This window comes from Streptomyces sp. NPDC005141 (genome assembly GCF_053599975.1).
In genome coordinates, this window is sequence record NZ_JBSFYW010000013.1 from 123256 (window position 1) to 135226 (window position 11971).

General features: G+C 71.7%; 10 protein-coding genes. 1 reads left to right on the forward strand and 9 read right to left on the reverse strand.

Annotation, left to right across the window (positions count from 1 at the left end):
- Positions 1 to 35: 35 nt before the first annotated feature.
- The 4 genes from ACWD68_RS13435 to ACWD68_RS13450 form a co-directional block, all read right to left on the reverse strand.
- Positions 36 to 1835: an ABC transporter transmembrane domain-containing protein gene (locus ACWD68_RS13435; protein WP_451806560.1), complete on the reverse strand. Its 1800-nt coding sequence runs from the start codon at positions 1833 to 1835 to the stop codon at positions 36 to 38.
- 113 nt (positions 1836 to 1948) lie between these two features.
- The gene (locus ACWD68_RS13440; protein WP_266760200.1) at positions 1949 to 2086 is read right to left on the reverse strand and encodes a hypothetical protein; all 138 of its coding nucleotides are present in this window, start codon (positions 2084 to 2086) and stop codon (positions 1949 to 1951) included.
- Between the two features lie 259 nt (positions 2087 to 2345).
- A complete protein-coding gene (locus ACWD68_RS13445; RefSeq protein WP_451806561.1) occupies positions 2346 to 3569 on the reverse strand; it encodes an LmeA family phospholipid-binding protein in 1224 nt (407 codons plus the stop codon).
- 204 nt (positions 3570 to 3773) lie between these two features.
- The gene (locus ACWD68_RS13450) at positions 3774 to 5573 is read right to left on the reverse strand and encodes a bifunctional metallophosphatase/5'-nucleotidase (RefSeq protein WP_451806562.1); all 1800 of its coding nucleotides are present in this window, start codon (positions 5571 to 5573) and stop codon (positions 3774 to 3776) included.
- A gap of 527 nt (positions 5574 to 6100) precedes the next feature.
- Here ACWD68_RS13450 and mshD point away from each other — a divergent pair.
- On the forward strand, positions 6101 to 7027 hold the full coding sequence (mshD, locus tag ACWD68_RS13455) for a mycothiol synthase (RefSeq protein ID WP_451806563.1): 927 nt from the start codon (positions 6101 to 6103) through the stop codon (positions 7025 to 7027).
- Between the two features lie 36 nt (positions 7028 to 7063).
- Here the strand turns inward: mshD and ACWD68_RS13460 are convergent, their stop codons facing one another.
- From ACWD68_RS13460 to ACWD68_RS13480, 5 genes are all read right to left on the reverse strand, one after another.
- Entirely contained in the window at positions 7064 to 7780 is a 717-nt protein-coding gene (locus ACWD68_RS13460; RefSeq protein ID WP_451806564.1) for an ABC transporter, read from the reverse strand.
- A gap of 203 nt (positions 7781 to 7983) precedes the next feature.
- On the reverse strand, positions 7984 to 9555 hold the full coding sequence (locus ACWD68_RS13465) for an ABC transporter permease (RefSeq protein ID WP_451806565.1): 1572 nt from the start codon (positions 9553 to 9555) through the stop codon (positions 7984 to 7986).
- Positions 9552 to 10412, reverse strand: a complete 861-nt coding sequence (locus ACWD68_RS13470) for an ABC transporter ATP-binding protein (RefSeq protein WP_451806566.1) — start codon at positions 10410 to 10412, stop codon at positions 9552 to 9554. Before ACWD68_RS13470 ends, ACWD68_RS13465 begins: the two co-directional genes overlap by 4 nt.
- Positions 10409 to 11320, reverse strand: coding sequence for a zf-HC2 domain-containing protein (locus ACWD68_RS13475; RefSeq protein WP_451806567.1), 912 nt, complete (start codon positions 11318 to 11320; stop codon positions 10409 to 10411). The genes ACWD68_RS13470 and ACWD68_RS13475 overlap by 4 nt, the downstream gene beginning before the upstream one ends.
- Positions 11317 to 11859, reverse strand: coding sequence for an RNA polymerase sigma factor (locus ACWD68_RS13480; RefSeq protein ID WP_451806568.1), 543 nt, complete (start codon positions 11857 to 11859; stop codon positions 11317 to 11319). The genes ACWD68_RS13475 and ACWD68_RS13480 overlap by 4 nt, the downstream gene beginning before the upstream one ends.
- Between the last annotated feature and the right edge of the window lie 112 nt (positions 11860 to 11971).

An 11971-nucleotide genomic window follows, 5' to 3' on the forward strand; every position in this document is an offset into this window, starting at 1 on the left:
CTCGTTCGTCTCACGGGGTTCGTTCGTCCGCCGTGTCAGGTCAGGGTCGAGGCCGGTACAGGAGTCGAAGCAGGGATGGGAGTCGGGGCCTTCACGGGTGTCGGTGTCGGTGTCGGTGCTGCCAGGCGCGCGTACATGCCGTCGTGTGCCATCAGTTCGTCTTGGGTGCCGGCCTCCACCAGGCGTCCGCCGTCCACGACCAGGATCCGGTCCGCGTCGGGCGCCAGCGACAGATCGTGCGTGATCATGATGGTCGTACGGCCCGCCATCAGCCGGCGCAACGGCTGCACCACCCTGCGCGCGGCCACCGAGTCGAGCCCGGCCGTGGGCTCGTCGAGGACCAGGACGGGTGCGCCGCGCAGCATGGCGCGGGCGATGGCGATGCGCTGGAGCTGGCCTCCGGAGAGCGTGGCCGTGCCGGGTGCGATCTCGGTGTCGTACCCCTCGGGCAGGGCGCTGATGAACTCGTGCGCGACGGCGTCGACGGCGGCGCGCTCGATGTCGGCGGGAGCGGCTCCCGGTCGTCCGCAGGCGATGTTCTCGCGGATCGTGCCGCGCAGGATCAGGGTCTCCTGGGGCAGCAGCGCCACGCTCTCGCGCAGGAACGGAAGGGATACGTCGGTCAGCGGCACGCCGTCCAGGCTGATCACGCCCGCCGTGGGGTCGTAGAAGCGGGTCAGCAGCTTGGACAGCGTCGATTTCCCGGCGCCGCTCGGGCCGGTGACGAGGACCAGTTCGCCGGGTCCCGCGGTGAAGGTCACCCCGTGCAGGGAGTTGCGCTCGGCGCCCGGGTAGCGGAACGACGTGCCGTGGAAGGCGACCCAGCCGCGTACGGGCCAGGCGGGGACGGGTTCGGCGGGGTCCGTGACCGCCGGCTCCGCGTCCAGGATCTCCTGGAGCCGTTCGGCGCCCGCCGTCGCGGCGGTGAGGGTGAGCCCGAGCTGCCCCAGATTGCGGATCGGCGGATACAGGTACCCGAGGAAGGCCGCGAAGGCGAGCAGCTGCCCGAGCGACATGCGCCCTTGGGAGATCTCCCAGGCACCGAGTCCGATCACGGCGAGCACGCAGAACGTCTCGACGACCTCGACGAACTGCTCGTACATCTCGCTCGCCCGTGCCCCGCGCACGGACGCCCGCATCCAGGCGCGCGCCTCGCGGTCGAGCCGCTTCTCCTCGGCGCCGCGCCGGTTGTACGCCTGTGTCAGCACCACGTTGGCGAGCGATTCCTCGACGACGGAGGTGATCGCGCCGTCGGCGGCCCGTTCCTCCCGGGCCGCGGTCCTGATCCGCCCGGAGAACCGGCGGGCCGCGACGAGGAAGAGCGGGGCGAGGACGAAGGTGACGAGGGCGAGGTCCCAGCGCAGCCAGAGGGCCGCGGCGGCGTAGAAGACGGCGGAGAAGGCCGCGGAGACCGTGCCGACCACACCCGAGACGACCATCTGCTCGATGGCCTCGACATCTCCGGTGAGCCGCTCGACCAGGTCGCCCCGGCGGTGCTTCTGGAAGAAGTGCGGCGGCAGATCCTGGACGTGCCGGAAGACGCCCGCCCGCAGCCTCAGGACGAATCTCTCCGCGGTCCATACGGCGAGTGAGTTGCCTAGGAAGCCGACGAGCGCGCCGAGTACGGCGACGCCGAGCCAGGCCCCGGCGGGTCCCCAGAACGCGGACAGCGACCCCGCCTTCAAGGCGTGGTCGGTGAGTTCCGCGAAGAGCAGGATCGAGGCGGTCTCGGCGAGTGCCGCCACGATCACGCAGCCGATGATCAGCACCAGCCATTTACGGTCTCCGCGTGTCAGCGGCCAGAAGCGCGCGAACGCCTCCCTGACTTCCCGCATGCAGATTCAACTCCCTTTTCCGTCCGGACCATGACACGTAATCGTGTGCCGTGATCCGGACATGGCCGAGGCGGGGCACCGGATAATTCCGGGGCCCCGCCTCGTGGTGGCTGCTAGCGGCCCTGACGGCCCACCGGGCGCCGCTTCGGGGCGGCGGCCTTCTTGGCGGCGGGCTTCGGCGCCGGCTTGGCGGCCCGCTTGGGAGCGTCCTTGTGCTGCTTCTTGACCGGGACGATCTTGTGGAAGCTCATGGGTTCTCCTTCTTCCGTGCGGGTGAATTCCCTTTGCCGTTCGCGCTGTTCGCTTTCGACATGGAAAACACTACGGGACCTCGAAACCGGAAATGAACGAATCGGCTGAGACCTCGATGAATTACGACTGAAACGAATTCTCAGACCAGTTCCGGAACCCATCCACCACTCACACAGATTTTATGACCGAACTCACCTGGAATTTACCGAGGTAATTGCCAGGATAATTGTCGGGGCAATTGAACTCACCGTCGCCCGTTCAGTGCCCGAGTCGCAGGTCCTCGCCCGACACCTCGACCCGTATCCCGTCCCGCTCCACCCGAACGTCCCGCAGCCGTACCGCCCCGTCCGCCGGGCGCGGCAGCCGGAATCCCAGCGAGAGCCGGTCGGCGAGAACGGGGCGGGTGAGACGGGTCAGGCCCTTGAGCAGGGTCGGGTCGAAGCCCAGCCGCCGGAGGAGCTCCGGGTGGGCCACCGCCACGTCGAGAAGGTTCAGCCGCATCGCCCGGTGGACGAAGGCGGGCGCTCCCGTCAGGGATGCGAGCTTCGTGTCGTCGCGCAGCGCCGCGCGCACCGCCGCGTCGGGTACACCGAGCCGGCGGACGATCGACGGCACGGAGAGGAGGGCCCGCGCCTTCGCGGTCTCCTCGCCGAGCCGGTCGGCCGTGGCCCGGGTGAGGTGGAGGCCCTCCGAGGCGCGCACGCCGGGGCGGTACGTCGCCAAGTCGCCGATGTCCAGGCGCATTCCGCCGATGCGGGTGGAGATGCCGCGGGCGCCGTCACGCCGGATGCGCGCGTCGGCCCGGAGCGACAGATCGTGCCCGGCGACGGGCAGGGTGCCTCGCGCCCGCACCCGGTCGCGGCCGTGTCCGGTGAACGTCACCTGCGACGCGCCCAGTTCACGGTTCAGGTCGTCGAAGGAGAGCAGCACCTCACCCTGCAGCCGGGGGATACGGGCGCCGCGCACGCTGGTCGGGCCGTCGCCGTCGAGCCGTACGTCCGTCGCCGTGGCCGACACCTTCGCCAGGGAGACCCGGTCGGCGGCCACGTCGGGCACGGTCACCTTCACGGAGTCCAGCCGGCCGCCGGCGACCTGGGTGAGGAAGGGGAAGCCCCCGATCTCGACCTCGGGCGCGGCGGTCAGATGCAGCTGGTCCTTGACCCGGTCCGCCGCCCGGTGTTCGGCGTACAGCAGCGCCCAGCGGTCGGCGAGAGCGAGGAACGCGGTGAGGGACAGGACGAGTGCGGTCGCCTTCACCGCGAACGGAAGTCCGGCGAGGCGTTTGCGGCGGCGCCTGCTGCCGCGGCGGTGGTTGGGCGGGGACCAGCCGTCGTCCGGTTCTTCCGCCGGCTCTCGCCACGGCTCGTCCGCCGGCCGGTCCTCGTGGAGGCACTCCTCCAACGGCCCTCCGTCATCGAGGGCGCCCAGTTCTTCGTACGGGTTCGGACAAGGATGCGTTGTCATGCGGTGGGGGGTACGCATCGTCTCATCCGACCATGCGCACCGCCCCTGCCCGCAACCGCTACCGCCCGTATGCGATCAACTTCACGATCAACTTCACTGTCTGCTTCACGGTCCGCGGGTCATGTTCCGCGGGTCATGTTCCGCGTCACCTTCGCGGCCCGATCCGCTTCCCCTCCAGCGTCTCGGGCCGCGGTGCTTCCGCGGCCCGATCCGCCGAAGTGGCTACTTGACGACCGTGATCCGGTTCGCCGCCGGGACCGGGTACGGCGTCGCGACCGAGGAGTTGGCCGTCAGGTAGGTCTCCAGGGCCGCCAGGTCGTCGCCGCCGACACGGACGTTGGTGCCCTTGCCGAGCTCGGCGAAGCCGTCGCCGCCGCCCGCGAGGAAGGAGTTCATCGCGACGCGGTAGGTGGCGGCCGGATCGATCGCCGTGCCGTCGAGCTTGACCGAGTCGGCGACGACACGCGCCGCGCCGGTCTTGGTCAGGTCGAGCGTGTAGGTGAGGCCCTTGGAGATCTGGAGGATCTTCGGAGCGGCCTCGTTGGCGCCGCTGACCTGCTGCTGGAGTGCCGTGATCACCTGGGCGCCGGTGAGGTCGACCAGGTTGACGGTGTTCGCGAAGGGCTGGACCGTGTACGCCTCGCCGAAGGTCACCACCCCGTCGCCCTCACCGCCGCTCGCCGCGTACGTGAGCCCGGCACGGATGCCGCCCGGATTCATCACCGCGAGGTCGGCCTCGGCGTCGACCGACTTGGCGTACGCGAGCTGCGCGTCGGCGATCAGGTCGCCCATCGGGGACTCGGTCCCCGCGTTGCCGATCTCGCCCGCGATGTAGCCGATGGGACGCGAGGCGACCGGCGCGGAGAGCGTCTTCCACTTGGTGATGAGCGACGTCATGTCGGCGGCCTTCGCGACGTCACGGGTGACCACATGGTTCGCGGACTTCACCGCCGTACGGGCGATGTCACCGGTCCGGCGGTCGTACGTCAGCGTGGTGTCCGTGTAGAGCCGGCCGAATGAGGAGGCCGAGGTGACCATGCGGGGCTTGCCCGCCGGGTCGGGGATGGTGCACGCGTACGCCTGGTGGGTGTGGCCGGTGACCAGCGCGTCCACGGCCGGCGTGACGTTCTTGGCGATGTCGACGATCGGCCCGGAGATGCCGTCACCGGCGCCCGGGCTGTCGCAGTCGTAGTTGTACGCCGTCGACGCGGGCGCCCCGCCCTCGTGGATCAGCGCGACGATCGACTTCACGCCCTGGCGCTGGAGCTCCTTGGCGTACTTGTTGATCGTCTCGACCTCGTCGCCGAACTTCAGGCCCTTGACGCCCTCGGCGGAGACGATGTTCGGCGTGCCCTCCAGCGTGACGCCGATGAAGCCGACCTTGACGCCGTTCTTCTTCCACACCCAGTAGGGCTTGAGGATCGGCTTCTTGGTCTTCTCGTCGTTGACGTTCGCCGCGAGGTAGGGGAAGTCGGCGCCGCCGAACTTCTTGCCGCCGCCGTAACAGCCGTCCGTCGGGTGGCAGCCGCCCTTCTGGAGCCGGGCCAGCTCCTTGGCGCCCTCGTCGAACTCGTGGTTGCCGACCGAAGTGACATCGAGGTCGAGTCCGTTGAGCGCCTCGATGGTGGGCTCGTCGTGGAAGAGGCCGGAGATCAGCGGGGAGGCGCCGACCATGTCACCGGCGGCCGCGGTGATCGAGTACTTGTTGTCCTTGCGGGCGTTGCGCAGATGCGTGGCCAGGTACTCGACGCCACCGGCGTCGATGGTCTTCGTCGTACCGTCCGCCGCCAGCTCCGTGACCCGGCCGGAGGAACCGGTCGGCGGCTCCAGGTTGCCGTGCAGGTCGTTGAAGGACAGCAGCTGGACGTCCTGGTAGCGGCCGCTGCCGTGGTGGTGCAGCGGGGTCGCCTTGTCCTGGTGCGCGCTCGCGGGCATCGCCGCGGCCAGCGCACCGACGGTGGCGAGGCCGGCGGCTGCCGCGAGGAGGCGATGCGTGCGTCTGTGCCGGAACGTGGGCGGCATGGTTCCCCCTGGAGAACGGTGAGATACGAAAGCGGTGCGACGTGCGCGAGCCGAGCGGGTGGTACGTGCGGTGCGGGCTGTCGGGCCCCGCGGATGGTGCGTGCTGTGCGGGACCGCGGGTGGTGCGGGACTCGCGGGCGGTACGGGCTGTACGGGACTCGCGGGTGGTACGGACTGTGCGAACTGCCGGCCCCGCACGCGGTGCGTGGTGTGCGGGCCCCCCAGGTGGTGCGGACTGTGCCGACGGCCGGTCCGCACATGGTGCGTGCGATCGATCTGCCCGGCCCGCACGTGGGTGCGTGCTGGGCGAACCGTGCGGGCCGAGTGACAGCCGTGGCTTTTGCACGCACTTTAGAATCAACGCGCGTAGCGCAAAAGGGGGTTCGGGGTTACGGACTGATTGCCATCGCCTCACCGGAGACCGACGAGCACGTCACCACCCTCCCCGCTTTTCCCTCTCCGCCACGATCCACGTCCACCCCGCCCAACTCCTTGTCCCCCCACCACCGAGCCGTACCCTCGTATCCATGACCAGCGACGACGCGGCACCCTTCGCCCTCTCCCGCTCCATCGAGACCTACTCCGTCCTCACCCCGGATCAGGCCGAGGACGTGCTCCGGCTGCTCGCGGAGGCCGCCCGGACCGACGGTCAGCAGGCGGTGTCCGAGCAGGGGCGGCTTCAGCTGAAGGGCGGGAGCCGTGAGGGCGTCCGGCACCTGCTGCTGACCCTCGGCGACGAACTGGTCGGCTACGCGCAGCTGGAGGACACCGACCCGGTCGAGGCCCCGGCCGCCGAACTGGTCGTCCACCCGGCGCACCGGGGGCACGGGCACGGACGGGCGCTCGGGTCGGCCATGCTCCACGAGTCCGGGAAGCGGCTGCGGGTGTGGGCGCACGGCGGGCACTCCGCCGCCCGGCATCTCGCCCAGGTCCTCGGCCTCACCCTCTTCCGCGAACTGCGCCAGATGCGCCGCCCGTTGGAGGGCCTCGACCTGCCCAGGCAGAAGCTGCCGGGAGGCGTGATCGTCCGGGCCTTCGTGCCGGGACGGGACGACGCCGCCTGGCTCGCCGTGAACGCCGCGGCCTTCGCCCACCACCCCGAGCAGGGCTCCCTCACCCAGCGCGACCTGGACGACCGGACGGCCGAGCCGTGGTTCGACCCGGCCGGCTTCTTCCTCGCCTTCCGTGGCGACGAACTCGTCGGCTTCCACTGGACCAAGGTCCACGCCGAGGAGGGGCTGGGCGAGGTGTACGTCCTCGGTGTGCGCCCCGGCTCCCAGGGCGGCGGCCTCGGCAAGGCGCTGACCACGATCGGACTGCGCCACCTCGCCGCCCAGGGGATGCCCACCGCGATGCTCTACGTCGACGCCGACAACAAGGCGGCGGTCGCCGTCTACGAGCGTCTCGGCTTCGTCACCCACGAGACGGACCTGATGTACCGAACGGAGTCCTGACCGCCCGCCGCGCGGGCGCCGCTCCGGGAGCCGAAGTCAGCGGTGGGCAAGGAGGGTTGTCCGGCGCCGCCGCAGGGGTTCGGTCAGGGAGCACGCCCCCGTCAGCGCCGCCACGACCAGCACGCCCGCCCAGCGCCGGTGCGCGTCGCCCCAGTCCGGGTCGGACGTCGCCACGAAGAGCGCCCAGCGGTCGGGGAGCAGCAGGGCGGCGGCGAAGGACACGCCCACGAGTCCGGCGGACACCGCGATGCCCGGTTCGGTGGCTTCCGAGTGCCGCACGGCGAGGAGCGCGCCGGCCAGCGCGAGGACGACGAAGGCGGATGCCTCCAGGGTGATCGCGCCCACCGGGGGCCTGCCCTCGCCGGGTATGAGGAACAGCGCGGCTGTCCACCACGCCGCCATGAACGGCACGACGAGCCCCACCCGCAGTCCAGTCCGCACCGGACGCCTGGTCGGCACCGCCGCCGTGGTGTGCCGGGCCGGATCGTCCAGCAGGAACGCCAGGCCCAGCCCGAAGGCGAGCGCGGCGGCCCGCAGCAGGTTGAGGCAGAGCCACGGGTCGGCCGGACCGGAGAGCATCCGCGGAGCGCCGGCCAGCAGCAGCCCGAGGGCGGCTCCCGTCGCCAGGGACCTGTGGGGCAGACCCCGCCACACGGGGCGGAGAAGGGCGAGAGCCACGACGTACGCGGGCGACCGCCCGCCGAGCGGCACAGAACCGGTGGAACCCGTGAAACCCGTAGAACCTGTGGGCACTGCGGGCCCTGTGGAACCTGCGGCCGGACCTCCGGGACCTGCCGGACCTGCCGGACTCAGAGAACCCGCGGACCCCGTGGGCGATGTGGACCCCGTGGGCAAGGTGGGCGACATGGCCCCGGCGCCGTCCCGGGCCCGGTTGGCGACCGCCCTCGCTCCGGAGGCGACGCCGGCGTCCTCCCCCTTCTCCCCCGTGCTCCCCGCTACTCCTCGCACGATCCGCTCCTCTTGTCCGCCGCGGTCCCCTTGCCTCCGACCGGCACTCCGAGCAGCTCGGCCACCCGGACCGTGGACGACTTCCCGGACGTCAGCTCCGTCCAGTGGGCCTTCACCTTGGCGGCGACGCCGTAGTGCGGCTTCTGAAGCAACTCGCGCACCACCGTGGTCTGCTGGGCCGACATGGAGACGGATTCCGTGGGGGTCAGCGCGATGGCGGAGCCCTCGATGGTGTCGTCGAGCCGGACGCTGCGGAGGGCCTTCATCGGGTCCGGCTGTGTGCTGAGCGCCAGCCACATGGTGGTCACCACGCGGGCGTCACACATCTCACCGGCGCTGTCCTGGTCGCCCGCGACCAGGACCGAGGCGACGCCGACGGCGAACTCGGGAAGGCGATTGCCGCCCCAGCGCGTGCCGACCGTCACGGCGCCCGGCGTCGTGGACGCGGGTACCGCGGCGTCGCTCTGGAGGCCGTACCGGGCGTCGATCAGCTGGCGCACGGTCAGCCGACGGCCCCCGGCCGAACCCCCCGCGCGGGACTGGATGCGGTCGACGGCCTCCGCCCAGTCGGCGATGCGGCCGGTCCACTCCGGGTACGCGCAGTACGTGGACCGTCCGTGCCGGACGCAGGTCTGCACCTTCTCCGGGGTCGCGGACGCCTTGGTGCGGGCCGCGAGCAGCGAGGCCGGCTCGTCGGGGGACTGTCCCACCACGCCGAGGGCCGTCGCCGCGAGGGCGACCACCGCCATCGACTGGACCAGGCGTGTCCCGCCACCGCTCACCAGCACGGCGAGGCACAGCAGGAGGACCGCGAGGCCCGTCAGATAGAGCGCGTGCCAGGCGGCCGGGCGGCCCAGCAGCTCGGAGGGGAAGGGGTCGGCGCCCTCGTCGGAGACGACCGGTCCGAGCCAGCGCACCCAGTGCGTTCCCTGCGTGGACGCGGAGGCCATGATGGTGAGGGCGTAGGCGCCGATCACGAAGGGCGGTGCGATGAACCCGACCGGGATCAGCCGGGCGAGCAGGACGCCGAGGACCCCGGCCAGGAGGATCACCAAGGGGCCCACGGCCAGTTCGGCGGGTGAGCCGTGGCCGACGGCACCCGGCTTCAGCGCCGACCAGGTGAACTGGAAGCCGACGACCAGTGCGGTGATCGCGACGAACGGCAGCACGGACAGCGCGTGCGCCACCGTACGCCGCCACGGCTCCATGGGCAGGACGTCGAAATGCCGGTCGGTGGACTGCCGGCGGGAGCGCAGCACCGCGCGGTTGACGCCGACGAACAGGGCGATGCCGAGGAGTATGGGGGCTCCCTGGGTGGACCGGTCGACGTCATGGAGGACCGGGAACTCGTCCATGTCCTCGCGGCCGTTGAACAGTGTCCAGCCGGTGTAGCCGACGTACAGCGCGAGGAAGACCAGGATCGGGATCTGGAGCAGCAGTTCGCGTGCTTCGAAGCGGGCGAGGGCCAGGATCGCGCCCGCCCGGGATTCCCGGTCCCGCGCAGGCGGCTCCACCCCCGTGGAAGCCGCCTGCGCGATCGTGCCCGTGGTGGCGCTCATGCCGCCACCTCCGCGGGCTGGCCGTCGAGAGTGAGCAAGTAGCCGTCCTCCAGCGTTGGTTCGAGTAGTTCGGCGCCCTCGGGCGGGTCGCCGACATTGCGGAAGGCGCCCGTGCCCGTACGCCATCCGGCCCTGGCTGCCGGATCGCGCTCCGTGCTGCTCCACACCCGGCCGGCCGCTCGTACGGTCAGCTCGGCGGGGGTGCCCTCGAAGCGGATGCGGCCGGCGGCCATGACGATCACCCGGTGGCAGAGCATCGCGACGTCCTCGGTCTGGTGGGTGGAGAGCAGGACGGTGCGGCCTTCTCCCGCCTGGGCGATCAGCTCCCGGAAGCGCATGCGCTGTTCGGGGTCGAGGCCGACGGTCGGCTCGTCGAGGACGAGGAATCCCGGATCTCCGACGAGCGCGGCGGCCAGCGCGACCCGCTGGCGCATCCCGCCGGACAGTCTCTTGATGCGCTTGCCGCGCACGTCGGAGAGGGCGACGGCCTCCAGCACCCGGCGCACCTCGCGATGCCGCGCGGTGCGGTTCGTGAGCTCCTTGAGGATCGCCACGTAGTCGACGAACTCGAAGGCCGAGAAGTCCTGGTGGAACCCTGGGGTCTGCGGCAGGTAGCCCAGCGAGCGCCGCACGTCCATGCGTCCGGCGGTGGTGCCCGGGTCGTGTCCGAGGACGGTGAAGGAACCCCGGTCGGCGGGCACGGCGGTGGCGAGCACCCGCAACAGGGTGGTCTTTCCGGCGCCGTTGGGCCCGAGGAGTCCGGTGACTCCCTTACCGAGGCGGACGGAGACGTCGTCGAGGGCGAGCGTCCCTCCGAAGCGGAGGGTCAGCCCGGAGGCGGAGACGGTGGGGATCATGCGGCATTCCTGTCGGTGAAGTCGGTGAGCGGGAGGCGCGACGCGTCGAACCGGTCCCGCGCCAGATAGAGGAGTCCGGCGGCCAGTGCCGCGACGGCCCCGGCGACGCCCTGCCCGGCCACGGTGAACGGGGCGAGCGTGGCGTCGGACTCCGTGGTCGCCCGGGCCACGGCCAGCAGGGCGATCCAGCCGCCGCCGACCAGGGAGGGGCCGAGAACGGGGCCGAGCCGGGAGGTGAGCGCGAGGCCGGTCGCGGTGAGGGCGAGGGCCGGCAGCAGCCAGGCGAGGGCGTGCAGGCCGTAGGCGGGGAGGGCGAGGGTCGCGAGGCCGTTGAGCCCCAGGCCCACGACGAGGACCGCGACCGTGCGGATCATCAGGAGCCGGAAGCCGTGCATGGGGGAGACGACCGCCATCTCGTAGGTCGGGTCGAGCGCCGGACCGTAGGACAGCGCGACCCCGGCGAGCGGGAGCAACGGTGCGAGGGCCAGGAAGAGGGTGGGTGTGCTCGGGGCCTGCATCGCGTTGGCCGCGGCCACGGTCATGACCAGGACGGCGGCGACCGCGCCCAGCCAGGAGCGGCGCAGGACGGGGGCGGCGGCCAGCAGCCGCGCCGTGTGGTCGGGGACGCCGAGCCGGACGAGCAGCCACTCGACCGGGCCCGGCCGCGGGGCGTCCAGCTCGGCGTCGAGCCGCTCCCACCCGGCGTCGAGGGCTGCCGGGTCGCTGAACGCGGCCAGCGCCCCGCGGCACCGCGCGCACGCGGCGAGGTGGGTGTCGGCGGACCACAGGCGGGGCGGCGCCAGGTCGCCTCGCGTATAGGCCCGGAGGTCCTCCTCCGGCACATGCCAGGCCGTGCGGCTGCCGCCGCTCGTGTCGCTGCCATCGCTTCCGCGACGGTCGTCGCTCATGCCAACGCCTCCCGCAACTGCTTGCGCGCACGCAGTGCCCGCGTCTTGACCGTGCCCGGCGGAATACCGAGCAGGACGGCCGCTTCCCGGGTGCTGAGCCCGTCGATCACCGTGGCCTGGAGAACCGCCCGGAGTTCGGGCGAGAGTCTGGTGAGCGCGCCCGCCAGGTCGCCGTGCTCGACGCCTGCCAGCACGCGCTCCTCGGCCGAGGCCTCGTCGCGGTGCCGGAGCCGGGCCAGCGCATTCCGGAGCCTGCCGCGCGCGCCGTCACCGCGCATCGAGTCGACGAGCCGTCTCGAGCCGATGCGCCAGAGCCAGCCGGCCGGGTCGCCCTCCTCGCGGTAGCGGGCGGTGCCGCGCCAGACCGCGAGGAAGGTCTCCTGGACGACGTCGTCGACGATCCCGGCGTCGGCGCACCGGCCGCGCAGCCGCGCGGTCAGCCATGGCGCGTACCGCCGGTACAGCTCTTCGAAGGCGCGACGGTCCCCGTCCGCTGCGATGGCCCGCAGCAGCTCTCCGTCGCTTCTCATTTCCCTCACACCCCCTCATCGGACGAGCCCTGCCGATCGGTTCACTCCTCGGCCAAGAATTTCGGAACGCCCCTTCATGCCTGGTGGACGACCGGATCCACCGTCGGCGCAACACCGTCCG